We start from the raw sequence: 23,914 nt of genomic DNA, 5'->3' as shown, positions 1-23,914 counted from the left end.
TCAGTAGTAGTTGCCCATCAGCGAGGCGACCTCGATCAGCAGCAGCACGGCGAACATGCGCGCGAAGCCGCCCAGCTCGGAGCGGGCGCGCGGGTCGCCCGTGGCATGCAGGCCCGCGGCCATGGGGATGAGCGCCACGGCCAGGCTGAAGAGCAGCGTCTTGAGAGCGAACACCAGCGTGACGGGCGGCGTGAACACCTGCCCGAACATGCGCGTGTAGGCCGGCAGCCCCGCCGTGTTGGCGCCGTAGACGCCCAGGTAGGCCATGACGAGCGCCACCACGCAGGAGAGCGCGGCGAGCGTGATGCAGGCATAGATGCCCGCCACCACGCGCGGCAGCAGTTCCACGCGCACCGGGTCGGCGCCGCGCGCGCGCAGCGCCTCCCAGTGCCCCGACAGCCGCAGCAGCGCGAGCTGCGTGCCGCCCGGAATGGTGGTGCGCAGCGCCACGAAGAGCGCCGCCGTGAGCGGGATGAGTTCGAGCACCAGCACCCGCACCACCATCTCCAGCGCATAGCGCGAGAGGCCGTAGCTCAGCGCCGTGACCACCACGATGCGCGTGATCACCAGGCAGAGCAGCGCGGCCAGCGCCGTGAAGCCCAGCAGGATGGGCGCCGTGTCCAGGTACATGTGGCGCGCCAGGCGTGCCCGCGTGGCGCGGCCGTAGCTCGACGGCGACAGCATCAGCACCGCCACCACGGCCCCCAGGTGCACGATGCGCCACCACGCCAGCGCCCAGCCGCGCGCGGCGCGCCAGAGCCGGTCCGGCAGCGCGGGCAGGCCGTCGGTGCGCGCCGTCATGCGCCCGGCCCCACGCACCCGTGCGCGCCCAAGCATGAAAAGTGCCTCATGCCGCCGATTCCATTCAATACTTTGCTATCAAACAAATAGCACCTCGATTCCGCGCGGGTCACACATGCCGGCGCGCGAGCGGCTCGGGCGACGGCAGGGGCTGGGCGTCGGCGCGCGCGTGCAGGGCGTCGATCACGCGGCAGGGGCTGCCGTCGGCGCCGTCGCAGCGCCCGCGCAGCGACAGCAGTTGCGCCTCCAGGGCCTGCAGTTCCTGCAGGCGGGTGCGTACGTGCAGCAAGTGCTCGTCCACCGTGGCGCAGGCGGCATGGTCGGCGGCCGAGCCCGGGCCGCGGCCCAGCGCGAGCAGCGTGCGCACCTCCTCGAGCGACATGTCCATCGCGCGGCACAGGCGGATGAAGCGCAGGCGGTGGATCTCGTCGTCGCTGTAGAGGCGGTAACGATTGTCGGCGCGGGCCTGGGCGGGCAGCAGCCCCTCCTTCTCGTAGTAGCGGATGTTGGCGGCCGGCACGCCCGACAGGCGGGCGGCATCGCCGATACGGTGGTAGGGGCTTGGGGCGGACACGGCTTGACCTTGAAGCGGCTTGAAGGTTTTCAATGATGGCACGGTCCCGTTGCGGGCCCTTGTCGGAAATCGCCCTTTCGCGCCCATTCAAAGGAAAAAACACCATGGCACCCACCGTTTCGCCCCGCCCCGACCCCGCGCCGACGCCGGGGAGCGCGCCGCGCATCGACCTCGCGTGCGGCTGCGGCAGCGGCGGCTGCGAACCGCCCGCTCCGCCGCCGGCAACGAGGGCCGCGGCCCACGCGCATGGCGCCGGGGAGGGCCACGGCCACGATCACGAACATGGCCACGGCGCCGGGTCCCCGGCCGGCGCTGCCGACGGCCACGGCCATGACCACGACCACGGCGTGCTGCCCGGCTGGGGCCGGCTCGGCGCGGCGCTGGTGGCCGCGCTGGGCGCGGAACTGCTGCACCTGCTCTCGCCCGGCACGCTGCCGTGGGAGGTGGCCGGCATGGCGCTCGCGGCGGTGGCCATCCTGCTGGCGGGGCTGGGCGTGTACCGCAGCGGCCTGCGCTCGCTGGCGCGGGGCCAGTTGGGCATCAGCGCCCTCATGGCGGTGGCCGTCACCGGCGCCTTCGTGATCGGCCAGTGGCCCGAGGCCGCGATGGTGATGGCGCTCTACGCGCTGGCCGAGCGTATCGAGGACCGCGCCGTGGGCCGCGCGCGCGATGCCATCGGCGCGCTGCTCGCCCTCAGCCCCGACCAGGCCGAACTGCTCGGCGAGGACGGCCGCTGGCGCACCGTGCCGGCGGCCGAGGTGCCCGTGGGCGCCGTGCTGCGCCTGCGCCCCGGCGCGCGCGTGCCGCTGGACGGCGTGGTGCAGGAAGGCCGCGGCGCGGTGGACGAATCGAGCGTGACGGGCGAGAGCCTCGCGGTGGACAAGGCCCCGGGCGACAGCCTCTTCGCCGGCACGCTCAATGCGCAGGCCGAGCTGCAGTTCAAGGTGACCGCCGCGGCCGGCCACACCACGCTCGACCGCATCATCCGCGCCGTGGAGGAAGCCCAGGGCGCGCGCGCGCCCATGCAGCGCTTCGTGGACCGCTTCGCCGCCATCTACACGCCCGCCGTCTTCGTGATGGCGGCCGCGGTGGCCGTCGGCGCCCCGCTGCTGCTGGGCTGGGCGTGGCTCGACGCGGTGTACCGCGCGCTCGTGCTGCTGGTGATCGCCTGCCCCTGCGCGCTGGTGATCGCCACCCCGGTGACGGTGGTGAGCGGCCTGGCGGCCGGCGCGCGGCGCGGCATCCTCATCAAGGGCGGGAACTGGCTGGAGCTGGCGCGCGGCGTGCGCGCCGTGGCCTTCGACAAGACCGGCACGGTCACGGCCGGCCGGCCGGTGCTGGTGGGACGCGACCGCTTCGGCGGCGACGGTGCGCCCGACGTGGCGGCGGCCCTCGCGGGCCGCTCGGACCACCCGGTCTCCAAGGCCATCGCGGCCGGCCTGGGCGGTGCGCCGGCCGACCTGCCCGCCGTGCAGGACTTCACCGCCCTGCCCGGCCGCGGCGTCGAAGGGCGCGTGAACGGCACGACCTGGTTCCTCGGCAACCGGCGCCTCGCGCAGGAGCGCGGCCTCTGGACCGATGCGGTCGAGGCCGCGGCCGCCGCCCACGAGTCCGAAGGCCGCAGCGTGACGCTGCTGGGCAGCGCCGAGGGCGTGCACGCGCTATTCGCCGTGGCCGACACGCTGCGCCCCCAGGCCGCAGAAGCGGTGGCCGACCTGCGCGCACTGGGCATCGTGCCCGTCATGCTCACGGGCGACCATGCCGCCGCCGCGCAGGCCGCCGCGCGCGAGGCCGGCATCGCCGAGGTGCAGGCCGGCCTGCTGCCCGAGCAGAAGCTCTCGGCCATCGCCGCGCTGCAGCGCAAGCACGGCATGACCGCCATGGCCGGCGACGGCATCAACGACGCGCCCGCGCTCGCCCGCGCCGACATCGGCTTCGCGATGGGCGCGGCCGGCACCGACGTGGCGATGGAGACGGCCGACGTGGTCATCATGAACGACGACCTGCGCCGCGTGGCCGAGACGGTGCGCCTCTCGCGCCGCACGCATGCCGTGCTGTGGCAGAACATCGCCCTGGCGCTGGGCATCAAGGCCGTCTTCTTCGGGCTGGCCCTCACCGGCCAGGCGACCATGTGGATGGCCGTCTTCGCCGACATGGGCGCGAGCCTGCTGGTGGTGGCGAACGGGCTGCGCATGCTGCGCGGAGCGGGCGGGGCTGCGCGCTGACAGGCGGAGGGCAGGCGGGCCGCCGAGCGGTGGCGCGGTTCTTGCTGCAGGCTCCACGCCCGCGCCGTGCCGCATCCCGGAAACCCGGTGATCCGAACCGGCACCACCAGGGTTTACCCTAGAATCGCACCCATGCCGCCGTATCCATTGAATAGTTTGCTATCAAAAACAGAGCAAACTCTGCCCAGCCGGCTGGCGCCCCTTGATGCACCGCAATCCACCGGCCCGCGCGGCATGCTGCAATTGCGGGCCCCATGCCGGCGCGGCGCGGCCGGCCGGCACCGGTGGATCGCACCGCACCGGCCCACCGCGCGGGCCGCGGTGCCCGCCCCGTTCCCGCGGCCTCACGCCTCCTCTCCGTCCTGCCTGACCACCCCGCCATGAGCCAGACCCTCATCCCCCCGCCCGCCCCGCCCATGGTCCCGCACACCACCACCGAAGACACCCTGGCCCTGTTCACGGGCGTGCTGCTGATCTCGGTCGGCGTGGCCTTCTTCACCAGCGCAGGCCTGCTCACGGGCGGCACGGCGGGCATCGCCTTCCTGCTGCACTACGCGACGGGCCTGGGGTTCGGCAAATGGTTCTTCCTGCTCAACCTGCCGTTCTACTGGCTGGCCTGGCGCAAGATGGGGCGCGCCTTCACGGTCAAGACCTTCGCGGCCGTGCTGCTGCTGTCGGTCATGACCGAGGCGCAGTCGCGCTTCCTGCAGCTCTCGGCGCTGCAGCCGCTCTATGCGGCCGTGGCCGGCGGGCTCATCGTCGGCACGGGCTTTCTCGTGCTGTTCCGCCACCGCTGCAGCCTGGGCGGCGTGGGCATCCTCGCGCTCTACCTGCAGGACCGCCACGGCTGGCGCGCCGGCAAGGTGCAGATGGGTGTGGACTGCGCCATCGTGCTGCTGGCCCTCTTCACCGTGGAGCCCGGCCGCGTGCTCTGGTCCATCGTGGGCGCGGTGGCGCTCAACCTCGTGCTGGCGATGAACCACCGGCCGGGGCGGTACATGGCCGTGTGATGCGGGGGCTCGCCAAGCCTATCGCGAGGATCCGCCGTCGCCCTTGTTGAAAAGGTCTGGTGGATCAGGTACGTGATGAGAGAGACGGTGGTCCACCGCACGTAAATGATGCGAGGCAGGATCCTGCACCGTACCCGCCGGTGTTGAAAGGTGGATCGGGCCCGCACCGCCGCCCTGCCGGCACGTTCACCCTCCTGCCGCAGCAGGCTCTCTGCCCACGGGCCAGCCCTGCGCCCGTATCATTGCCGCCCATGCGCCGCATCGTCTTCCTCGCCCTGATCGTGCTGCTGGCCCTGCGCGGCCTGACGGCACCGGCCATGGCGGCGCAGATGGCGGCCGGGGGGCTGCATGGCACGGCGCCTGCGCAGCCTTCCGCGCAGGCGGCAGCGGCGGCGCATGCCGGCCACGCCCCTGAAGGTGCGCATGGCGCGCATGGCGTAGACACCCAGGCCGTGCCGGCCGCGCTGCCCGCCTGCCACGCGGAGGCCGAAGACCACACCGGCGGCCACGGCTGCGATCCCCAGTCCCCCCACGCCTCGCACACGGCCTGCGCCGACTGTGAGGTCTGCCACACCGCGGTGATGGCGCCCCCCGCGGCCCGCCTGGCCGCGGGCCCCCACCGCGGCGCGCTGAAGCCGCAGTCGGCCATCCGCTTCGCGAGCGCCCTGCCCGCGCAGGCCACCAAGCCACCCATCGCCTGAGTCTCGACGCCCGAAGTGCGTCCGCGATGGCCGCGTCGCCCGCCCGGGCAGCGCGCGCCCGCGGCCGCGTTCCCTGCCCCCGAGTCCAGGAGATGCCCCATGCACGCCCCGTGGCCCCGTGCCCCGCTTCCACGTTCCTTCCGTTCCCTTCGTTTCCTCCGTTTCCACTGCTTTTCGCTGTCCCGCGCGGCCCTGCCCGCCGCGCTGGCCCTTGTCGCCGCCGTGCCGACCGCCGCGCTGGCGCAGCCGGCACCCGGACCGTCCACGGCACCCTCCGCGCCGGCCGATGCCGCCCGCGCGGATGCCGCCACCGCCCCACCGCGCCACGCGGCGCTGCCGCCCTGGCCCGGCGAAGGCGCACCCATCGGCTGGCGCGACGCCCATGCGGCCGTGGCCGAGTTCCCGCGCGGGCATGCCGACATCGTGGCCTGGGAAGCGCGCCAGGGCGCCCGCAGCCCTGCCCGCCCCCCGGCGGCCGTGGGCGATCCGGCGGCGCCCGGGAACACGGCCCATCCCGCCGGACACCACCATCCCGGGGAGCACCGGCCATGAGTGCAGCGAGCGATACCCGAAGCCGCGCGCTGCGCTGGAGCACCCTGGCCGCGGCCCTGCTGCTCGCGGGCTGCGCCAGCGTGTCGCCCGATGGCCTGCGCGGCGACGTGCAGGCCACGCTGCAGGGCCGCACCGCGGGGGCCGACGGCGCGCAGCTGCCCTCGCCCGACCCGGCCGCAGAGCGGGCCGCCGAGGCCGCCATCGGCGGCTGGCTGGCGCAGCCGCTCACCGAAGAGGCCGCGGTGCGCATCGCGCTGCTGCGCAACCCCGGCCTGCAGGCGCGGCTGGCGCGGCTCGGCGTGCAGGATGCCGAGCGCGTGCAGGCGCTCACGCTGCCCAATCCGGTGCTGGCGCTCGGCCGGCTCACGAACCCGCACGAGCGGGAGATCGAGCGGTCGATCACCTTCGGCCTGATCGAACTCGTCACCCTGCCCTGGCGCAGCCGCTGGCAGGGCAGCCTGCGCGAGCAGGACACGCTGGCCGCCGCCACCGATGCCGCGCGCCTGGCCAGCGACGCACGGCGCGCCTGGCTGCGCGCGGTGGCCGCGCAGGAACTGCTGGCCACCCAGGAGCGCATGCACGACGCCGCCGAGGTGGGCGCCGAACTGGCGCGGCGCATGGCCCGCGTGGGCAACTGGAGCCGGCTGCAGCAGGCGCGGGAGCAGGCGGTGCTGGCCGATGCGCGCACACGGCTCGCGCAGGCGCGCCTGGCGGCCGCCAACGCGCGCGAAGCGCTCGCGCTCACGCTCGGCCTCTGGGGCGCGGGGGCCGAGGCGATCGCGCTGCCCGGGCGGCTGGCGGATCTGCCCGGCGCGCCGCTGCCGGCCGAGGGCCTGGAGCAGCGCGCGCTGCGCGAGCGGCTCGACGTGCGCGCGGCGCGGCTCGGCCTCGACCGCGTGGCCGACCAGCAGGGCTTCGCGCGCGTGGGCTCGCTCTTCGGCGAGATCGGCATCGGCTACCAGCGCAACACCACCACCGGGCGCGCCGGCGCCTCGGCGGGCCATGCCGAGGTGCAGCGCGGCTGGGAGCTGGAGCTGCCGCTGCCGCTCTGGGACGCCGGCGGCGCCTCCAGCGCGCGCGCCAGTGCCCTGGTGCGCGAGAACGCCGCCCTGCTGCAGCAGACCGCCCTGCAGGCGCGCGCCGAGGTGCGCATGCGCTGGCGCGGCTACCGCACCGCGTGGGAACTCGCGCAGGCGCAGGAGCAACAGGTGGTGCCGCTGCGCCGCCTGATCCAGGACGAAACCCTGCTGCGCTACAACGGCATGCTCGCCAGCGTGTGGGATCTGCTGGCCGAGGCCCGGCAGAGCACCCAGGCCGTCGCGGAGGCCATCGAGGCGCGCCGCGACTTCTGGCTCGCGGACGCCGACCTGCAGTTCGCCCTGGCCGTGGGCTCGCCCGGCAGCGGGGCCACCGTGGCCGCGGCGCCTTCTTCTTCCCCATCCCCCACTTCCTCCTCCAGCGCGGCGACGGCCGGCGCGGGGCATTGAACCACCATGCAACGCAGACACTTCTTCAGCGGAGCGGCCACGGCCGTGGCCGCGCTCTCCACCGCCTCCGTGGGCCGCGCGGCCCTGGCCGGCCTGCCCGAGGCCGCGGCCCCCGCGGGCACCGCCACGCAGGTGCCGCCGCCCCCACCCACGGGCCGGCCCTTCCACCCCGTGGTCACCCTGAACGGCTGGAGCCTGCCCTGGCGCATGAACGGCGGCGTGAAGGAATTCCACCTCGTCGCCGAGCCCGTGGTGCGTGAATTCGCGCCGGGATTCAGCGCCAACCTCTGGGGCTACAACGGGCAGAGCCCCGGTCCCACCATCGAGGTGGTCGAGGGGGACCGCGTGCGCATCTTCGTCACCAACCGGCTGCCCGAGCACACCAGCGTGCACTGGCACGGCCAGCGCCTGCCCAACGGCATGGACGGCGTATCCGGCCTCACGCAGCCGGCCATTCCCGCAGGCAAGACGTTCGTGTACGAGTTCACCGCGCGGCGGCCCGGCACCTTCATGTACCACCCGCACGCCGACGAGATGGTGCAGATGGCCATGGGCCTCATGGGCCTGTGGATCACCCACCCGCGCCTGGACGCGAGCGGCCGGCATCCGCGGATCGCCACGGCCGACCGCGACATCGCCTTCCTGCTGGGCGCCTTCGCGGTGGAGCCCGGCAGCCGCACGCCGCGCGTGAACGAGATGACCGACTTCAACATCTGGTCGTGGAACAGCCGCGTCTTCCCCGGCATCGACCCCCTCGTCGCGCGGCGCGGCGACCGCGTGCGCCTGCGCATCGGCAACCTCACCATGACCAACCACCCCATCCACGTGCACGGCCACGAGTTCGAGGTGACGGGCACCGACGGCGGCGCCGTGCCGCCATCGGCGCGCTGGCCCGAGGTGACCACCGACATCGCCGTGGGCCAGATGCGGCAGATCGAATTCATCGCCGACGAGCCCGGCGACTGGGCCGTGCACTGCCACAAGAGCCACCACACCATGGGTGCCATGGGCCACGACGTGCCCACCATGATCGGCACGGACCACCGCGGCCTCGTGGGCCGCATCCAGAAGATCGTGCCCGACTACATGGCGATGGGCGAGCGCGGCATGGCCGACATGGGCGCCATGGAAATGCCGCTGCCCGAGAACACCCACCCCATGATGACCGGCACCGGCCCGTTCGGCGCGCTGGAGATGGGCGGCATGTTCAGCGTGCTCAAGGTGCGCGAGGGCCTGGCGCGCGGCGACTGGCGCGACCCCGGCGACTACGCCCACCCGCCAGGCACCGTGGCGCGCGAATGGCAGGGGCCGGCGGAAGGCCTGCCCCCTGCGGCGGCCCCTGCCAGCCCCGCATCCGCTCCCGCCGGCGCGGCGCGAGCCACCGTGCGCAAGCCGCACGGCGCGCACCACTGATGCGGGAGCGCGCAGCCGATGGGGCCCTCGTCCCCCACACCGGCTTGCCAGGCACGCCAGACCGATTCGCTACCAAATCAATAGCAAACTTTTCAATGAATCCGGCGGCATGGAGCATATTCATCCCATGGCTATCGCGCCCAGCCGCCCCTGTCCCAACCCGCGCCTTTCCCACGGAGCATGCACATGACGCACCCCACCCACCCTGTTCTTCTTGCCCGCGCCCTGCCGCGCCGCGCCTTGCTGGCCGCGGCCCTCGCCGCCACCGCGGCCGGCGCACTCGCCACCCTGCCCCGCCGCGCCTCGGCCCAGGCCGCCCCGGCGGCCGCCGGCACCCCGGTCGAAATCTGGAAGGACCCGAGCTGCGGCTGCTGCCAGGACTGGGTCGACCACCTGCGTGCCCACGGTTTCGTGCCCACCGTGCACGAGACCGGCAACACCGCCGTGCGCAAGCGCCTGGGCCTGCCCGACCGGCTGGGCTCGTGCCACACGGCGCTCGTGGGCGGCTACCTGCTCGAAGGCCACGTGCCGGCCGCCGACGTACAGCGCCTGCTGCGGGAGAAGCCGCAGGCCCTGGGCCTGGCCGTGCCCGGCATGCCCATCGGCTCGCCCGGCATGGACGGCGCGATCTACCGTGGCCGCCGCGACGCCTACGACGTGCTGCTGGTCGCGCGCGACGGCAACACCCGTGTGTTCACGCACTACGCGGCGCAGGCCGGGAAGGGGGCCGCATGAGCACGGCGCGATCTCCGAAGGCTCTTCGCCAGGCACTCCACGCGCTGGCGGCCGCCGCGCTGCTGGCCACCGGCCTGGCACAGGCAATGCCTGCCGCGGGTGCAGCGGCGGCTTCCGCATCGGTGTCCCCCGACCCCGCGGCCCATGCGAGCCATGCGGCGCACGCCGCGCCCCCTGCGCCCGCACCGGAAGCCGCGGACCGCCCGATGAGCGAGGGCGAGGTCGTGCGCTGGGACGCCGCCACGCGGCGCATTACGCTGCGGCACGGCGAACTGAAGAACCTCGACATGCCGCCCATGACCATGATGTTCCGCGTGCAGGACGGGCCGGCCTCCGCCGCGGACCTTGCGCCGGGCATGCGCGTGCGCTTCCTGGCCGAACGCGACCCGGGCGGATTCTTCACCGCGAGCCGCATCGAACCCGTGGGACGCTGAGGGAGGCAGCGCAGGCGACTTGAGCAGGCGGTCGGGCGGTCGGGCGGTCGGGCGGCCCGCATGCACGCCGGATCGTCCCCAGGCGAGCGCACCCGCGGCAGCAGATTGCGCCACGGCGCCCGCGCAATAGCGCACATCCGCCCGTTCGCGCCGCCCGTTTCGACACCCGGCGCGCGGCCCGCGCACCTAGCATCGATGCGTTCCCGGGCCCCTCCATTCCGCTCGGGCGCCTCGGTCTTCTCCCCTCCCTTTTTTCCTCTATTCCTCGCGGAGCCGCTGCCATGTCCTCACAGAACCTGCTCGTCACCTTCCCCTTCGACCAACTGGGCGAAGCGCGCGAATACCGCCCGCCGGCCGACCGCGTGATCGAAGGCGACATCGTCTGCCGCAACTGGGACATCGACAGCTCCAAGGACGGCGCCGTGCGCGCCGGCGTGTGGGAAGCCACGCCGGGCGTGAACCACTCCATCAAGGGCGAGACCTGGGAGTTCTGCCTGATCCTCTCGGGCGTGGTGGAGATCACCGAGCGCGGCCAGGAACCCAGGATCTTCAAGGCAGGCGATTGCTTCGTGATGAAGCCCGGCTATGTGGGAACGTGGCGCACCATCGAGACGGTGCGCAAGGTGTGGGTGATGGCCTGAGGGTCCTGCCCGGTCCCGCTCCGGCGCAGGCAGGCCGGCATCGGTAGGCTGCGAGCGGCCCGCCACGCCACCGCTGCGTTTGCGCAGAGGACTTGCCGAAGGGGCCGGGAGGGCACAATCGCTGCGGAGGTCTCGCGTCGCACGGCCTCTGCCTCAAGGCCGATGGGCCTTCCGCCCTACGCCCCCTTCTCCTTCCCGCATGCCTTCCACCCTCGTTTTCCTGCTCGCGTTGGCCGCCTTCCTGGGCCTCAGCGCCTGCTGGGGCCGTTATTTCGGAGGCCGCGCGCCCGGGCCCTTCCGCAGCCGCGCCTGCCAGGGCCGCGCGTGGAAGCGGGCCTTCCCCCATGCCGGGAAAGCGCAGATCCGCCGTTTCCTCGCCATGTTCACGGAGAGCTTCGGGCTGCGCCCCGATCAGCGGCTGCAGTTCGCGCCGGACGACCGCATCCTGGCCGTGTACAGGGCGCGCTACCCATCCACGCAAGTCCCGGATGCGCTGGAACTGGAAACGCTCGCCACCCAGGCCGAGCGCCTGTATGGAGTGGATCTCGAAGACCTTTGGCACGACCGGCTGACCTTGGGAGAATTGTTCGCGGTCTGCGGACAACCGCGCGCAGAAGGGTGAGCAAGCCGGCGCGGTGGCCGCGACCTGCCGAAGTCGCCGGAGGCTTTTTGCCGCTGTCACCACGCGGAGCTTGCAGCACCTGGCCGCCTGGCCCTTCCAGTTGGCATGGCCTGTTCAGCCACTCTCCCCATGAACCCACGGATTCCGATGCCTGCCGATTCGTCCAGAAATGAAGCGCTCCGTGCGGTCCGGGCCCTGCAAATAGCACCCATCCACTACAACGCCATCCAACTGGGAATCGCGCCGCGCCGATTTCTTTCGGAGGTGACCGGCCTGTCCGAAACACGGTTGGCATCGACTGCGCAAACGCTCCGCCCCCGGACGATCGTTGACGCCCAACGGCACGCTGTCACTTATCTGCGCAAGCAGTTGGTTTCCAGGGGATATCCGGAATCCGCAATCGATGAACGGATCGCGGGGCAGGCGCAACTCCAGGCGTCTGGCGGTGCGGCCTGGGCGGGATATTGGTACGCAGAAAACTTCGTGCACCGGCCGTTGCTGGATGCGTGCGTGCGCACCGGGATCCGATTCGATATGTTCCTTGCTGAAGCCGAAACGGCGCTGGTCAATGGCGACCTTGCAGCATTCACAATCCGTTGCGCGGACTTCATCGGGCAATGGGCGATGCCAGCAGAAGTGGCTGCCACATGCCAGGTGGAGAAGTCGAGCGTTTTCCGGGACGCATCTACCTGGGACGATGCCTGGCAGGCCGCGCACAAGCTCTTGCTGGCGGCCTTCTTCGATCAATTCGCGCAGTTCGACGCCGTCTGGGGCGGATGCTTCATCACGCATTTGCCGCCACGCTCACTGGTGGCCCTCATCGCGCCGAAGTGGCCAGGCGGCCTCCGCGTCATCCGGCCCGTTCGCCGGTTGATCGTATTGTCCTTTTCGCTCCACCACTGGGTGCGATACAAGCGATGGCCGGATCGCGCTCCGGGCGCGACCGAGGTCTCGCAGAAGCTGAGTAGCTGGGACAGGCAGGACATCGCCAACCTTTTCGATGGCACCAAGCGCCTGCGCCTCCCGGACTTCGAGAAGATGTGGGATGAGCTGGGTTCCTGCTTCGGCCACGGATGGGAACTTTCCGGACCGTTCGCCTTGGCGCGCATCGCAATCGCCTGGCAGCGGGAAATGATTGTGGTGGGGCCTGACCAGAAGCTTCGCTCGTTCACCACCCTGGGCGAGGACTACCACGCGCTGTGGAGATGGAGGCATTCCCAACGGCCACCAGCTCCACCCGGCGCACCACAGGGGCGCGACCAATGGCCCCTGTGGCTTGAAGACTAGCGGTCGACCTCGCCGTTCACGCGGTCCTCCCAATCGTCCGGGCGCTCGTCCTCGCCGCGAGAGTGCCAGTACTCGTCGTTGTTCGGGTTGAGCTGGTTGGCGTGGTTGTCGTTGTCATGCTGTTCCTGTGCAGCGTTGCGGCCCATTACCTGGCTCCTTTCCGGTTCTGGTCGATGGCAAGCTGCCGCTGCAGCCTGGCGACATGGCTGCCTTTTTCGACACCGCCGCCTTGTGCCGAGGCGGCGCCTCTCTGCATCCGCGCGAGCGCCTCCTGGGTCATCGGTACGCGCGGCTGGGTTCGGGTCGATGGTTTCATGCGGGATTCCTCCGGTGAAGATAGGTGGCCACGTCGGCCACGCAGCCACTGTCGATCCATTCCCGCCGGACGGTGATCCAGTTTTCTGAACTTTCATGCGGCTGGGCTGAAGAGTTCCGCAGTGCCCCTACGCCTGCCCGGTGAACTGCTGCGCCAGCCGCCACGCGATCCGGCTGTTGATCGATGCGGGCAGCCAGCCTTCCAGATACGCCTGCACCGCGTTGTGCCCCACCTCCATCAGGTCGAAGGACTGCCCGGAATCGGCCCAGTGCTTCACCAGGCCCGCGGTGAGCGTGAGCAGGCCCAGGGTGGCGGTGTCGACGTCCAGATCGTCGCGCACCATGCCCAGCGAGACGGCGCGCGTCCATTCGCGTTTCAGGCAGCCCTGGTAGCTGGAGACGGTGGCCGGGCTGCAGGCCACCAGCCGGGTGGAGGCGCGCACCATCGTCTGCAGTTGCGGGTCTTCGTTCGCGCGCTCCAGCATCTGCTCGGCCATCGCCTGCAGGTTCGTCATGGGGTTGGAATAGATGTCGATCGCGCGCGAGGCGTAGGCGGCCTTCCAGCCCCCTTCCAGCCGGTCCGCGACACAGCGCAGCAGGTCGTCGCGGTTCTTGAAGTACCAGTAGATGGCGCCCCGCGTCACGCGGGCCTCTTCGGCGATGCGCGACACGGAGCAGCCGGCGCCCTCCTGCAGGTACACCCGTTCGGCGGCATCCAGGATCTTGCGGTGGGTGGCCTGCGCCTCCAGCCTTGACTTGCGAGCCATAGCGGTCCGATCTCCGAAGGTGGGGTGAAGGGATCAGCGCAGCGGCGGAGCGACCAGGGCCGGTGGCGGCGGGACCAGCATCGGCGGCGGCGGCGGAACCAATGGGGGTGGCGGGGGTGGCGGTGGCGGCACGACGCAGGCCGTCAGAAGCCAGGTGGCCGCCAGAGCGGCGATCAGGGCGGCAGCAGGACATTTCATGGCGGTGGTCCGGTGGTGTGGTTCGGAGGGGGCGGGCAGGCGCGCGGGAATCACAGGTTCCACCCCCCGCCCAAGGCCTTGTAGAGCGTGACGCCGTTGTTCAGGCTGGACAGGCGCGTCGAGATCAGGGTCTGGCGGGCGCTGTACCAGGTGCGCTGCGCGTCGAGCACGTCGAGGTAGCTGTCCACCCCGCGCGTGAATCGCGCGTCCGACAGCGCCAGGGCATCGCCGCTCGCCTGGACCAGCGAGTTCTGCGCGTCCAGCTGCTGCACCAGGGTGTCGCGCAGCACCAGCGCATCGGCCACTTCCTTGAAAGCGGTCTGGATCGCCTTGTCGTATTGGGCGAGCGCGATGTCGCGCGAGGCCACCGCGCTGTCGAGGCCGGCCTGGTTGCTGCCGGCGTCGAAGATCGGCAGGCTGATCTGCGGCATGAAGCTCCACGCGCCCGAGCCGCCCTTGAACAGGCCCGACAGCTCCGCGCTGCTGCTGCCCGCGGATGCCGTGAGGCTGATGCGCGGGTAGAAGGCCGCGCGCGCCACGCCGATGTTGGCCGTGGCGGCCTTCAGCTCGTGCTCGGCCTGCAGCAGGTCCGGGCGCCGCAGCAGCAGTTCGGAGGGCAGCCCGGCCGAGAGCGCGGGCAGCGCGTCCGGCTGCTCGCCGAGCGGCCGGGGCGCCAGGTCGTCGGGCACCGGCGCGCCCAGCAGCAGCGCGAGCGCGTTGCGGTCCTGTGCGATCTGCCCGGTGTAACGCGCGACGTCCACGCGCGCGCTGTCCACGCTGGTCTGCACCTGGCGCAGCGTGAGCGCCGAGGCGCTGCCCAGCTCGAAGCGGCGCTGCGTGAGCGCATAGGTCTCGCCCTGCGTGCGCAGCGTTTCCTGCGCAAGCGCGAGGCGCTCCACATCGGCCGACCAGGTGAGATAGGCCGACGCCACTTCCGCGATCAGGCTGATCTGCGTGCTGCGCCGGGCCTGCTCGGTGGAGAGGTACTGCTCCAGGGCCTGCGTGCTGAGATTGCGCACACGCCCGAACAGGTCCAGCTCGTAGGCGCTGGTGCCCAGGCCGGCGCTGTACTGGTGGCTGGTCACCGCGCTGCCCGTGCCCGACAGGCTGGCGGGTGTCCGTGCGCCCGTGCCGCTGCCCGTGGCGTTCACGGCCGGCAGTCGCGCCGCGTCCTGGATGCGGTACTGCGCGCGCGCTTTCTCGATGTTGAGAACGGCCACGCGGAGGTCGCGGTTGTTGGCCAGCGCCAGCTCCACCAGGGCGCGCAGGCGTGCGTCCTCGAAAAAGTCCTGCCAGGGCACGGCGGACAGGGCGCCGGGTGCCTCCGGCGCGCCACCGGACGGGTACTGCTGCGGCACGGGTGCCGCGGGCCGCTCGTAGGTCGGCGCCAGATTCGCGCAGCCGGCCAGTGCGAGGGCCGCGGCCAGCGCGGCGAGCAAGGGAGAGGGGGACGACAGGTTTCGCATATCAGTGTTCCCCGCTCAGTGCAGGGTGGGAGGAAGCGGCAGGGCGGCGCTGCTGCCAGCGGTCGGACAGCTTCTGCACGACGACGAAGAACAAGGGCACGAAGAAGACCGCGAGCACCGTGCCGGACACCATGCCGCCCACGACGGCGGTGCCCAGCGCGTTCTGCGCGCCGGCACCCGCGCCGTCGCTCAGCATCAGCGGCAGCACCCCGAGGATGAAGGCGAGGGAGGTCATCAGGATGGGCCGCAGCCGCATGCGCGCCGCGGCGATGGCCGCATCCACGGCGCCCATCCCCTGGGCGTGCAGGTCCTTGGCGAACTCGACGATCAGGATGGCGTTCTTGGAGGCGAGCCCCACGGTGGTGAGCAGCCCCACCTGGAAGTAGACGTCGTTCATCTTCCAGGTCAGCAGCGCGCCCACCAGCGTGCCCAGCACGCCGAGCGGCACCGCCAGGATCACGGAGAACGGCACCGACCAGCTCTCGTACAGCGCGGCAAGGCACAGGAACACCACGAGGATGGAGACGGCGTAGAGCAGCGTCGCCTGCCCGCCCGCCTCGCGCTCCTGCCTGGATATGCCGGTCCACTCGAAGCCGATGCCCGCGGGCAGCGAGGCGGCGTGGCGCTCGACGAGGTCCATCGCCTGGCCGCTGGACATCGCGCCCGGCATGGCCATGCCCAGGATCTCGGTGGAAGGCACGCCGTTGTAGCGCTCCAGGCGCGGCGAGCCGGACGTCCACGTGGCCGTGGCGAAGGCGTTGAAGGGCACCATCGCGCCGCTGCTGTTGCGCACGTACCAATGGTCGATGTCGCCCGGCAGCATGCGGAAGGTGGAATCGGCCTGCAGGAAGACCTTCTTCACGCGGCCCTTGTCGATGAAGTCGTTCACGTAGCTGCTGCCCCAGGCGGCGGAGAACGTCTGGTTCACGTCGCTCATCGACAGGCCCAGCGCGCCCACCTTGTGCTCGTCGATGTCCAGGCGCAGCTGCGGTGCGTCCTCCATGCCGTTGGGCCGCACGGCCACCAGCCCCGTCTCCTTGCGCAGCGCATCCAGCAATTGGTTGCGGGCCTGCATCAGGGCGTCGTGGCCGAGGTTGGCACGGTCCTGCAGCATCAGGTCGAAGCCGCTGGCGTTGCCCAGCTCGGACACGGCGGGGGGAGCGAACGCGAACACCGTGGCATTGCGGATCGGCGAAAGGCTCGCCATGGCCTGGTTGGCCACGGCGGCGGCCTTCAGCCCGGGTGCGGAGCGGTCGCCCCAGGGCTTGAGCTTGATGAAGGCGAAGGCGGTGTTCTGCCCGCTGCCCGCGAAGCTGAAACCCGCCACCGACATGACGGCATCGACGGCGGCCTTCTGGTCCACGAGGAAGTGGTTCTCCACCTGCTTGAGCACTTCGAGCGTGCGCTCCTGCGTCGCGCCGGGCGGCAACTGCACGATGGTGAACAGCGTGCCCTGGTCCTCCTCGGGCAGGAATCCTGCGGGGATCTTCATGAACACGAACGCGACGGCGGCCATCAGCACCGCGTAGCCGGCCATATAGCGCCAGCCGCGCCCGAGCATGTGCCGCACGATGCCCTGGTAGCCGTGGTTGCTGCGGTCGAACGCGCGGTTGAACGCCCCGAAAAAGCCCTGGGTGGACAACGCATGGCCCTTGGCCACGGGCTTGAGCAGCGTGGCGCACAGGGCCGGCGTGAGGACCATGGCCACGAGCACCGACAGGGTCATCGCGGAGACGATGGTCACCGTGAACTGGCGGTAGATCACCCCGGTCGATCCGCCGAAGAAGGCCATCGGCACGAACACGGCGGCCAGCACGAGCGCCACGCCCACCAGCGCGCCGCTGATCTGCCCCATGGACTTGCGCGTGGCCTCCAGCGGCGAGAGCCCCTCCTCGCTCATCACGCGCTCGACGTTCTCGACCACCACGATGGCGTCGTCCACGAGCAGCCCGATGGCGAGCACCATCGCGAGCATGGTCAGCGTGTTGAGCGAATAGCCGAATGCGGCCAGCACGCCGAAGGTGCCCAGCAGCACCACGGGCACGGCGATCGTGGGGATCAGCGTGGCACGGAAGTTCTGCAGGAAGAGGTACATCACCAGGAAGACCAGCACCACGGCTTCGACCAGCGTCTTGACCACTTCGTTGATCGAGATGCGCACGAACGGCGTGGTGTCGTAGGGCTTCACGACCTTCATGCCCTGGGGAAAGAACTTGCTCAGCTCGTCCAGCCGCTGGTCGATGCCCCGGACGGTGTCCAACGCATTCGCGCCCGAAGCCAGCTTGATGGCCAGGCCTGCGGCCGGCTTGCCGTTGTAGCGCGCCACGGTGGCGTAGCTTTCGCTGCCCAGCTCGATGCGGGCTACGTCGCGCAACCGCACGGCCGATCCGTCGGACTGGGTGCGCAGCAGGATGTCCTCGAACTCGCTGGCCGTCTTCAGGCGCGTCTGCGCGGTGATGGTGGCATTCAGGTCGTTGTGCTTCGCGGCGGGCAATCCGCCGATCTGGCCCGCGGAGACCTGCGCGTTCTGCGCCTGCACGGCTGCCTTCACGTCCAGCGGCGTGAGCTTGAAGCTGTTGAGCCGGCTCGGGTCGAGCCAGATGCGCATCGCGTACTGGGAGCCGAACAGCGTGGTGTCGCCCACGCCTTCGACGCGGCTGATGGCGTCCTGCACGTTGGCGGCCACGTAGTCCGACAGGTCGGAGTCGCTCATGGAGCCGTCTTCCGACACGAAGGCCAGCACATTGAGGAAGTTGTTGGCCGACTTGGTGACCTGGATGCCCTGCTGCTGCACTTCCTGCGGCAGCAGCGGCGTGGCCAGCGACAGCTTGTTCTGCACCTGCACCTGGGCCGTGTCCGGGTTGGTGCCGGTCTCGAAGGTCAGCGTGATGGTGACGCTGCCCGAGGATTCGCTGGTGGAGGAGATGTAGGAGAGGCGGTCCAGCCCCTTCATCTTCTGCTCGATGACCTGGGTGACCGTGTCCTCCAGCGTCTTGGACGACGCCCCCGGATAGGTGGCCGAGATGGCGATCGCCGGCGGGGCGATCGTGGGGTATTGGGCGATGGGCAGCGTGAGCACTGCCATCACGCCGGCAAGCATCGTGATGATGGCCAGCACCCAGGCAAAGATGGGCCGGTCGATGAAAAAGCGCGCCATGGTGTGGTGTTCTCCGTGCGGGCTCAATTCACAGCAGCGGCTTCGCCGGTGCCGCCGCGGGCGCCGCCGCACCGGCGGTGACCACCTCGACCGGCTGGCCGACGCGGGCCTTCTGCTGGCCTTCGACGACGATGCGTTCTCCCGCCTTCAGGCCGTCCTTGACGACCCACTGGTTGCCGATGGCGCGGTCGGTGCTGATCGGGCGCTGCTCCAGCTCGTTCTTCGCGTTGACCACGAAGGTGAAGGGCTTGCCCGAGCCGTCGCGGCCCACGGCGGGCTGCGGCACCAGAACCGCCTTGTCGATCACGCCTTCCTCGATGACGGCGCGGGCATACATGCCCGGCAGCAGATCGCCCTGGGGGTTGGGGAACTCGACACGGATCGTCACCGCCCCCGTGCCCTGGTCCACCGTGACGTCGGAGAACTGCAGCTTGCCGGCATGGGCGTAGCTGCTGCCGTCCTCCAGCACCAGCCGGACCTTGGCGGTACCGCTCTTGAGCGCGCCCGCCGCGAGGGACCGCTTGAGCGCCAGCAACGCCGCACTGGTCTGCGTGACGTCCACATAGATCGGGTCCAGTTGCTGCACGGTGGTGAGCGCGGTGCCCTGGTTGGCGGTGACCAGTGCGCCCGGCGTCACGGCGGAGCGGCCGATGCGCCCGCTGATGGGCGAGGCGATGCGCGTGTAGTCGAGGTTGATGCGCTGCGTGTTCACCGTGGCGCGCGCGGCCTCGACCTCGGCATCGGCCTGCAGCAATGCGGCCCGCGCGTCGTCGGCATCCTGCTGGCTCACGGCCTTGATCTTCACCAGTTCGCCATAGCGCTCGGCCTTGAGCCTGGCGGTGGCCAGGTTCGCCTGCGCCTTCGACAGGTTCGCCAGCGCGTTGTCCACGCTGGCCTTGTAGGTGGCCGGGTCGATCACGTAGAGCAGATCGCCCGCCTTCACGTCGCTGCCCTCCTTGAAACGCCGCTGCTGCACCAGGCCCGTGATCTGGGGGCGCACCTCCGCGATCAGGGCAGGCGCCACGCGGCCGGGCAGCTCGGTGGTCAAGGCCAGCGACTGCTCCTGCAGCGTGACCACGCTGACCTTGGGCGTGCCGCCGTTACCCATGTCCGGCGGCCGTGGCGCCTCGCCGCAGGCCGTGATGAAGAGCGCAGATGCGATGGCCGTGAGGGCCACGAGAGCGGCGGGCATCGGGTAGGTGCTGCCTGCATTGGAGCGTGATGGAGGTGTCATCGGACCAGGATTGAAAATGTACCGAACGGTACGGTATTCAAATTATTGGTTTGACGGCTCGCGGGTGTCAAGCAAAAATAGACCGAACGGTACGCTTTAAGGAAATATCGATGAAGGTTCGGACGGAAGCTCGGCGTGACGCCATCCTGGAAGTGGCGTCCCAGGTGTTCCTGGAAATGGGTTTCGAGCGGGCCTCCATCGCGGAGATCGTGAAGCGCATCGGCGGCTCGAAATCGACCATCTATGGCTACTTCCCCTCCAAGGAATCGCTGTTCCTGGCCGTGACGCACGCTGCCGGCGAACGGCACATGGCTGCCTCCATCACGGAACTGCAGTCCTACAGCGGCCAGGACCTGGAAGCGGTGCTGGTGTCGTTCTCGGTCCGGCTGCTCGAGTTCCTGTGCAGCGCGGAAGCCATCGCGGCCCACCGGATGGTGATGGGCGAGGCGGGCAACTCCGACATCGGGACGATGTTCTACGAGGCCGGGCCGAAGCGCGGCCTCGTCGCGGTGGCCGAGCTGTTCGAGCGCGCCATCGCCCATGGTCAGCTGCAGGGCGACGACCCATGGGTGATGGCGCAGTATTTCGCCTCGATGGCCAACGCCGAGTACCAGCACCGGTGGTTTCTCAAGGATGCCCCGCCCCTGAAGAAGGCCCAGATCCGGCAGACCGCGGAACGCGCCGTGGGGCTGTTCCTGCGCGCCTTCTCGCAATAGGGAAGGCCCCGCCCTGCCGGGACAGTCTGCGCGCGGCCATTCTTGCGATAAGGTGGCGCCCTCGAACGTTCGCCCAGCCTTTCGCTGCACTGCTGCATGCCTGCCCTGCCCCCCATCGCGCTTGCCGCCGCCACCGACCCCGGCTCGATCACCCGCGTCGCCGGCATCCAGGTCGGCCACTCCACCTCCCCCCTGCGCCCCACGGGCTGCACCGTCGTCATCGCGCCCGAGGGGGCCGTGGCCGGCGTGGACGTGCGCGGCGCCGCACCCGGCACGCGCGAGACCGATCTGCTGGAACCCACGCACCTGGTGGACCGCATTCATGCCGTGGTGCTGGCCGGCGGCAGCGCGTTCGGCCTCGATGCCGCGACGGGCGCGGTGCGGTGGCTGGAGGAGCGCGGCGTGGGCTTCGACGTGGGCGTGGCGCGCGTGCCGCTGGTCCCGGCGGCGGTGCTGTTCGATCTGCACGTGGGCGATGCGCGCATCCGGCCCGATGCTGCAGCGGGCTACGCGGCCTGCGAGGCCGCATCGCGCGCCGCGGTGGCCGAAGGCTGCGTTGGCGCGGGGGCCGGAGCGGCGGTGGGCAAGCTCTTCGGCATGGCGCATGCGATGAAGGGCGGCATCGGCAGCGCCTCCATCACCGTGGACGGCGTGACGGTGGGTGCGCTCGTGGCCTGCAATGCCGTGGGCGACGTGGTGAACCCGGACACGGGCCGCCCTGTGGCAGGCGCGCGCACGGCCGACGGACTGCGGCTGCGCGATACGCGCCGCGCGCTGCTCGCAGGGGATGCACCGAGCACGCTGCTGGCGGGCACGAACACCACGATCGGCGTGGTTGCGACCGATGCCGTGATCACCAAGGCACAGGCGCGGCGGCTGGCGGTGTGCGCGCACGACGGGCTGGCGCGGGCCATCAACCCGGTGCACACGCTCTCCGATGGCGACACGCTTTTCGCATTGGGCACGGGGCTCGCGGGCAAGCCGCTCGGCATGATGGTGCTGGCCACGATGGCGGCCGAAGCCACCGCACGGGCCACGCTGCGCGCGGTGCTCGCGGCGCGCGCGCTCACCACGGCCGACGGGCTGCACCTGCCCTGCGCGGCAGACTTGGCCGGCACGATGCCCTGGGGCGCGGGCCGGCCATGAACGCCAAGCTCGCAGCGCGGTCGCGCACCGCGGCCCGGCGCGTGCGCACCGCTTTGTTGAACCTGCGCGATCTGCTGTTGTCGGCGGGACCGCTCGCGTTCCTGGCCGTGGGCCTGGTGGTGCTGGCCTACTGGTGGCTGCAGCCCAATCCGCCGCGGCGCGTGACGCTGGCCACGGGGCCGGCGCAGAGCGCCTACGCGGAGTTCGGCCAGCGCTACCGCGCGGCGCTGGCGGCCCAGGGCATCGAGGTGGAGTTGCTGGAAAGCGAGGGCTCGTCGGCCAACCTGCAACTGCTGCGCGAGGGCCGCGCGGACCTGGCTTTCGTGCAGGGCGGCACCGGCGAGCTGCGCGAAGAAGACGCGCAGGCACTCGAATCGCTGGGAAGCCTGTTCGTGGAGCCGGTGTGGATCTTCTACCGCGCCGATGCGGCGCGGCGGACAGCAGACCCGAAGGGACGCGATGGCCAGGGCCGGATCGGGTCCCGCACGCACCTGGACAGCTTGGCGCAGCTGCGCGGCCTGCGCGTGAACGTGGGCACGCCGGGCAGCGGCCTGCCCAACCTCATGGACAAGCTGCTGGAGGCCAACCACGTGGAGCCGCGTTCACTGGCGCGCACGCAGCTCGGGCAGACGCCGGCCACGGTGGACTTTCTCGCGGGGCGGCTCGATGCGCTGGTGTTCGCGTCCGCGCCCGAATCGCTGATGGTGCAGATGCTGCTGCAGACGCCGGGCGTGCGGCTCATGGACTTTCCGCAGAACGAGGCCTACAGCCGGCGCTTTCCGTTCCTCACACCGGTGACGCTGCCGCGCGGCGTGGCCGATCTGGCGGCCGACGTGCCGCCCGCCGACGTGCGGCTGGTGGCGTCCACCACGTCGCTGCTGGCCCGCGAGGGCACGCACCCGGCCCTGCTGCAGTTGTTCGCGCAGAGCGCTCAGACGCTGCACGGTGGGGCGGGCTGGTTCAACCGCGCGCGGGACTTTCCGAACACGCGCCACAGCGAACTGCCGATCGCTGCCGAGGGCGAGCGCGCCATCAACGGCTCGCCCCCGCTGCTGCAGCGCTACCTGCCGTTTTGGATCGCCAATCTCGTGGAGCGCATGTGGCTGGTGCTCGGCGTGCTGCTGGCCGCGATGCTGCCGCTCTCGCGCGTCGTACCGCCGCTCTACCAGTTCCGCGTGCGCTCGCGGGTGTTCCGCTGGTATGGCCGCCTGCGCGAGATCGAGGACGAGGGCGAGTTGGGCGCCACGCCGCCGCACGAACTGCAGGCGCAACTCGATCGGCTGGAGGCGCAGGTGGAAAAGGTGAGCGTGCCGCTGTCGTATGCCGACGAGCTGTACGCCCTGCGACACCACATCCAGATCGTGCGGCAGAAGCTGCGGGCTGCGGCGCCCTCTCCCGCTGCGGATGGTGGAACGCTCGAGGCGCAAACCGCAGCAAGCACGGTGGACGCCCCCGCTGCAGTGCCCGGCGGGCCCCGGGTCGGCTGAGCCTTGCCGTGCGCAGCGCCGCTGCGGACCGTGCTTCACGGCCCTGTTCAGCATATTTTCAGATGAATTAAGTTGCATTAATCCACCCCGAATCCGAATATCGGCGTCGCGCAAATCTTGGCGCACCAATCGGAGGGAATCAAATGCAACAGATCGGAAAATTCTCCTTGAGCAATCAAGGTGGCTTCGTGGTGAAACTGCAGTTCGTCTATGTCGACAGCAAGGGAGAAAAGCACCACGTGGACGGCACGGGCGGCTTCCCGATCGGCCAGACGCAGACCGCCGACCCCGGCGACTACGGTGTGCCGGACGGCGTTCCGGTGACGGTCTACGCCTTCGTCGTCTGGGGGCGGGACAATACGGCCGAGCAATTCTTCATCTATTCCAAGGGCAACCCCTGGACCGCGAATTTCACGATCAGCGGCACGACGCTCGACAACCAACTGGGGTTCACCGGCCTCTCCGGCGGTTGATGGACGGCCCCGCACGGGGCACCATTTTCTCGAGAAACCCCGGGCGCAAGGATTACCCGCACTCTGCGGATTTCAATATCCATCACCGCCCGATCGAATATCCCATTTGGAGATTAAAAAATGCAAGCCATCGGAAAATTCTCGCTGCGCAACCAAGGCGGCTTCGCGGTCAAGCTGCAATTCGTCTACTGGGACGACAAGGGCAACAAGATCCATCGCGACGGTACCGGCTCGTTCCCCATCGGCCAGACCGAAACCGCAGATCCTGGCGACTACGGCGTGCCCAACGGTGCCATGGTGTCGCTGTATGCCTTCGTGGTCTGGGGCAGCGACAACGAAGCCAACCAGATCTTCACCTACCAGAAGGGCCTGGCAGTCACTGCGGCATACACCATCAGCGGAACCACGCTGAACAACCACCTGGCCTTGAATTCGGTGGGCTGACGGAGATCGATGCCCGTCGTCGGCAGCGC

The 23,914-nt window shown here is 70.6% G+C and carries 25 protein-coding genes; 16 read left to right on the top strand and 9 right to left on the bottom strand.

Features of this window, described 5'->3' with window-relative positions; all coding sequences use genetic code 11:
* Together BM144_RS15100 and BM144_RS15095 are read right to left on the bottom strand one after the other, a co-directional pair.
* Positions 1–801, bottom strand: coding sequence for an MlaE family ABC transporter permease (locus tag BM144_RS15100; protein ID WP_092953800.1), 801 nt, complete (start codon positions 799–801; stop codon positions 1–3).
* Between the two features lie 109 nt (positions 802–910).
* Positions 911–1,375 carry a Cd(II)/Pb(II)-responsive transcriptional regulator gene (locus BM144_RS15095; RefSeq protein WP_092953797.1) on the bottom strand — a complete coding sequence of 155 codons (465 nt, stop codon included), beginning with the start codon at positions 1,373–1,375 and terminating at the stop codon, positions 911–913.
* Positions 1,376–1,479: 104 nt separating this feature from the next.
* Between BM144_RS15095 and BM144_RS15090 the strand changes: the two genes are divergently transcribed.
* From BM144_RS15090 to BM144_RS15040, 11 genes are all read left to right on the top strand, one after another.
* Positions 1,480–3,600, top strand: coding sequence for a heavy metal translocating P-type ATPase (locus BM144_RS15090; protein WP_092953794.1), 2,121 nt, complete (start codon positions 1,480–1,482; stop codon positions 3,598–3,600).
* 380 nt (positions 3,601–3,980) lie between these two features.
* Positions 3,981–4,610 carry a YitT family protein gene (locus BM144_RS15085; RefSeq protein WP_092954156.1) on the top strand — a complete coding sequence of 210 codons (630 nt, stop codon included), beginning with the start codon at positions 3,981–3,983 and terminating at the stop codon, positions 4,608–4,610.
* 251 nt (positions 4,611–4,861) lie between these two features.
* The gene (locus BM144_RS15080) at positions 4,862–5,311 is read left to right on the top strand and encodes a hypothetical protein (protein WP_092953791.1); all 450 of its coding nucleotides are present in this window, start codon (positions 4,862–4,864) and stop codon (positions 5,309–5,311) included.
* A gap of 99 nt (positions 5,312–5,410) precedes the next feature.
* Positions 5,411–5,863 carry a hypothetical protein gene (locus BM144_RS15075; protein ID WP_092953788.1) on the top strand — a complete coding sequence of 151 codons (453 nt, stop codon included), beginning with the start codon at positions 5,411–5,413 and terminating at the stop codon, positions 5,861–5,863.
* On the top strand, positions 5,860–7,350 hold the full coding sequence (locus BM144_RS15070; RefSeq protein WP_092953785.1) for a TolC family protein: 1,491 nt from the start codon (positions 5,860–5,862) through the stop codon (positions 7,348–7,350). Before BM144_RS15075 ends, BM144_RS15070 begins: the two co-directional genes overlap by 4 nt.
* 6 nt (positions 7,351–7,356) lie before the next feature.
* Complete coding sequence (locus BM144_RS15065) at positions 7,357–8,763, top strand: multicopper oxidase family protein (RefSeq protein WP_092953782.1); 1,407 nt, start codon at positions 7,357–7,359, stop codon at positions 8,761–8,763.
* Between the two features lie 180 nt (positions 8,764–8,943).
* The gene (locus BM144_RS15060; protein WP_434802673.1) at positions 8,944–9,498 is read left to right on the top strand and encodes a DUF411 domain-containing protein; all 555 of its coding nucleotides are present in this window, start codon (positions 8,944–8,946) and stop codon (positions 9,496–9,498) included.
* Positions 9,495–9,932: a copper-binding protein gene (locus BM144_RS15055; protein ID WP_092953776.1), complete on the top strand. Its 438-nt coding sequence runs from the start codon at positions 9,495–9,497 to the stop codon at positions 9,930–9,932. Before BM144_RS15060 ends, BM144_RS15055 begins: the two co-directional genes overlap by 4 nt.
* Before the next feature lie 281 nt (positions 9,933–10,213).
* Positions 10,214–10,573, top strand: a complete 360-nt coding sequence (locus BM144_RS15050) for a cupin domain-containing protein (protein ID WP_092953773.1) — start codon at positions 10,214–10,216, stop codon at positions 10,571–10,573.
* 199 nt (positions 10,574–10,772) lie between these two features.
* Positions 10,773–11,195 (top strand): hypothetical protein, encoded by a 423-nt coding sequence (locus BM144_RS15045; RefSeq protein WP_092953770.1) that lies wholly within the window; start codon positions 10,773–10,775, stop codon positions 11,193–11,195.
* A gap of 129 nt (positions 11,196–11,324) precedes the next feature.
* On the top strand, positions 11,325–12,482 hold the full coding sequence (locus tag BM144_RS15040; protein WP_139225736.1) for a hypothetical protein: 1,158 nt from the start codon (positions 11,325–11,327) through the stop codon (positions 12,480–12,482).
* Here the strand turns inward: BM144_RS15040 and BM144_RS23180 are convergent.
* The 7 genes from BM144_RS23180 to BM144_RS15020 all read right to left on the bottom strand — a co-directional run bounded on the left by BM144_RS23180 (position 12,479) and on the right by BM144_RS15020 (position 19,619).
* Complete coding sequence (locus BM144_RS23180) at positions 12,479–12,628, bottom strand: hypothetical protein (RefSeq protein WP_175526043.1); 150 nt, start codon at positions 12,626–12,628, stop codon at positions 12,479–12,481. The two genes, BM144_RS15040 and BM144_RS23180, sit on opposite strands and share 4 nt — an antisense overlap.
* Positions 12,628–12,798: a hypothetical protein gene (locus BM144_RS23175; protein ID WP_175526042.1), complete on the bottom strand. Its 171-nt coding sequence runs from the start codon at positions 12,796–12,798 to the stop codon at positions 12,628–12,630. Before BM144_RS23175 ends, BM144_RS23180 begins: the two co-directional genes overlap by 1 nt.
* A gap of 127 nt (positions 12,799–12,925) precedes the next feature.
* Positions 12,926–13,564, bottom strand: a complete 639-nt coding sequence (locus BM144_RS15035) for a TetR family transcriptional regulator (protein WP_092953764.1) — start codon at positions 13,562–13,564, stop codon at positions 12,926–12,928.
* A 33-nt stretch (positions 13,565–13,597) separates the two neighbouring features.
* On the bottom strand, positions 13,598–13,762 hold the full coding sequence (locus BM144_RS23170) for a hypothetical protein (RefSeq protein WP_175526041.1): 165 nt from the start codon (positions 13,760–13,762) through the stop codon (positions 13,598–13,600).
* Positions 13,763–13,812: 50 nt separating this feature from the next.
* Positions 13,813–15,228 carry an AdeC/AdeK/OprM family multidrug efflux complex outer membrane factor gene (gene adeC, locus BM144_RS15030; RefSeq protein WP_139225735.1) on the bottom strand — a complete coding sequence of 472 codons (1,416 nt, stop codon included), beginning with the start codon at positions 15,226–15,228 and terminating at the stop codon, positions 13,813–13,815.
* A gap of 1 nt (position 15,229) precedes the next feature.
* Entirely contained in the window at positions 15,230–18,385 is a 3,156-nt protein-coding gene (locus BM144_RS15025) for an efflux RND transporter permease subunit (protein WP_092953761.1), read from the bottom strand.
* Between the two features lie 28 nt (positions 18,386–18,413).
* Complete coding sequence (locus BM144_RS15020) at positions 18,414–19,619, bottom strand: efflux RND transporter periplasmic adaptor subunit (protein WP_434802672.1); 1,206 nt, start codon at positions 19,617–19,619, stop codon at positions 18,414–18,416.
* A gap of 110 nt (positions 19,620–19,729) precedes the next feature.
* On the opposite strand from BM144_RS15020, the gene BM144_RS15015 reads away from it, so the two are divergent.
* The 5 genes from BM144_RS15015 (at position 19,730) to BM144_RS14995 (ending at position 23,885) form a co-directional block, all read left to right on the top strand.
* Complete coding sequence (locus BM144_RS15015) at positions 19,730–20,335, top strand: TetR/AcrR family transcriptional regulator (protein ID WP_092953755.1); 606 nt, start codon at positions 19,730–19,732, stop codon at positions 20,333–20,335.
* Positions 20,336–20,431: 96 nt separating this feature from the next.
* Positions 20,432–21,481: a P1 family peptidase gene (locus BM144_RS15010; protein ID WP_092953752.1), complete on the top strand. Its 1,050-nt coding sequence runs from the start codon at positions 20,432–20,434 to the stop codon at positions 21,479–21,481.
* Positions 21,478–22,968 carry a TAXI family TRAP transporter solute-binding subunit gene (locus BM144_RS15005; RefSeq protein ID WP_092953749.1) on the top strand — a complete coding sequence of 497 codons (1,491 nt, stop codon included), beginning with the start codon at positions 21,478–21,480 and terminating at the stop codon, positions 22,966–22,968. The genes BM144_RS15010 and BM144_RS15005 overlap by 4 nt, the downstream gene beginning before the upstream one ends.
* A gap of 167 nt (positions 22,969–23,135) precedes the next feature.
* A complete protein-coding gene (locus BM144_RS15000; RefSeq protein WP_245783679.1) occupies positions 23,136–23,441 on the top strand; it encodes a hypothetical protein in 306 nt (101 codons plus the stop codon).
* A gap of 120 nt (positions 23,442–23,561) precedes the next feature.
* The gene (locus BM144_RS14995) at positions 23,562–23,885 is read left to right on the top strand and encodes a hypothetical protein (RefSeq protein WP_092953743.1); all 324 of its coding nucleotides are present in this window, start codon (positions 23,562–23,564) and stop codon (positions 23,883–23,885) included.
* Positions 23,886–23,914 lie beyond the last annotated feature (29 nt).

The organism is Paracidovorax konjaci, from assembly GCF_900112675.1.
Classification (GTDB): domain Bacteria; phylum Pseudomonadota; class Gammaproteobacteria; order Burkholderiales; family Burkholderiaceae_C; genus Paracidovorax; species Paracidovorax konjaci.
Note: the sequence above shows the minus strand (reverse complement) of the source record. Positions and strands in the feature narration are given on the sequence as shown.

What these genes read in the sequence shown, in the direction of transcription:
- BM144_RS15100 (WP_092953800.1), bottom strand. Translation starts at nt 801, where the DNA reads ATGACGGCGCGCACCGACGGCCTGCCCGCGCTGCCGGACCGGCTCTGG.
- BM144_RS15090 (WP_092953794.1), top strand. Translation starts at nt 1,480, where the DNA reads ATGGCACCCACCGTTTCGCCCCGCCCCGACCCCGCGCCGACGCCGGGG.
- BM144_RS15085 (WP_092954156.1), top strand. Translation starts at nt 3,981, where the DNA reads ATGAGCCAGACCCTCATCCCCCCGCCCGCCCCGCCCATGGTCCCGCAC.
- BM144_RS15080 (WP_092953791.1), top strand. Translation starts at nt 4,862, where the DNA reads ATGCGCCGCATCGTCTTCCTCGCCCTGATCGTGCTGCTGGCCCTGCGC.
- BM144_RS15075 (WP_092953788.1), top strand. Translation starts at nt 5,411, where the DNA reads ATGCACGCCCCGTGGCCCCGTGCCCCGCTTCCACGTTCCTTCCGTTCC.
- BM144_RS15070 (WP_092953785.1), top strand. Translation starts at nt 5,860, where the DNA reads ATGAGTGCAGCGAGCGATACCCGAAGCCGCGCGCTGCGCTGGAGCACC.
- BM144_RS15065 (WP_092953782.1), top strand. Translation starts at nt 7,357, where the DNA reads ATGCAACGCAGACACTTCTTCAGCGGAGCGGCCACGGCCGTGGCCGCG.
- BM144_RS15060 (WP_434802673.1), top strand. Translation starts at nt 8,944, where the DNA reads ATGCACATGACGCACCCCACCCACCCTGTTCTTCTTGCCCGCGCCCTG.
- BM144_RS15055 (WP_092953776.1), top strand. Translation starts at nt 9,495, where the DNA reads ATGAGCACGGCGCGATCTCCGAAGGCTCTTCGCCAGGCACTCCACGCG.
- BM144_RS15050 (WP_092953773.1), top strand. Translation starts at nt 10,214, where the DNA reads ATGTCCTCACAGAACCTGCTCGTCACCTTCCCCTTCGACCAACTGGGC.
- BM144_RS15045 (WP_092953770.1), top strand. Translation starts at nt 10,773, where the DNA reads ATGCCTTCCACCCTCGTTTTCCTGCTCGCGTTGGCCGCCTTCCTGGGC.
- BM144_RS15040 (WP_139225736.1), top strand. Translation starts at nt 11,325, where the DNA reads ATGAACCCACGGATTCCGATGCCTGCCGATTCGTCCAGAAATGAAGCG.
- BM144_RS23180 (WP_175526043.1), bottom strand. Translation starts at nt 12,628, where the DNA reads ATGGGCCGCAACGCTGCACAGGAACAGCATGACAACGACAACCACGCC.
- BM144_RS23175 (WP_175526042.1), bottom strand. Translation starts at nt 12,798, where the DNA reads ATGAAACCATCGACCCGAACCCAGCCGCGCGTACCGATGACCCAGGAG.
- BM144_RS15035 (WP_092953764.1), bottom strand. Translation starts at nt 13,564, where the DNA reads ATGGCTCGCAAGTCAAGGCTGGAGGCGCAGGCCACCCACCGCAAGATC.
- BM144_RS23170 (WP_175526041.1), bottom strand. Translation starts at nt 13,762, where the DNA reads ATGAAATGTCCTGCTGCCGCCCTGATCGCCGCTCTGGCGGCCACCTGG.
- adeC (WP_139225735.1), bottom strand. Translation starts at nt 15,228, where the DNA reads ATGCGAAACCTGTCGTCCCCCTCTCCCTTGCTCGCCGCGCTGGCCGCG.
- BM144_RS15025 (WP_092953761.1), bottom strand. Translation starts at nt 18,385, where the DNA reads ATGGCGCGCTTTTTCATCGACCGGCCCATCTTTGCCTGGGTGCTGGCC.
- BM144_RS15020 (WP_434802672.1), bottom strand. Translation starts at nt 19,619, where the DNA reads ATGACACCTCCATCACGCTCCAATGCAGGCAGCACCTACCCGATGCCC.
- BM144_RS15015 (WP_092953755.1), top strand. Translation starts at nt 19,730, where the DNA reads ATGAAGGTTCGGACGGAAGCTCGGCGTGACGCCATCCTGGAAGTGGCG.
- BM144_RS15010 (WP_092953752.1), top strand. Translation starts at nt 20,432, where the DNA reads ATGCCTGCCCTGCCCCCCATCGCGCTTGCCGCCGCCACCGACCCCGGC.
- BM144_RS15005 (WP_092953749.1), top strand. Translation starts at nt 21,478, where the DNA reads ATGAACGCCAAGCTCGCAGCGCGGTCGCGCACCGCGGCCCGGCGCGTG.
- BM144_RS14995 (WP_092953743.1), top strand. Translation starts at nt 23,562, where the DNA reads ATGCAAGCCATCGGAAAATTCTCGCTGCGCAACCAAGGCGGCTTCGCG.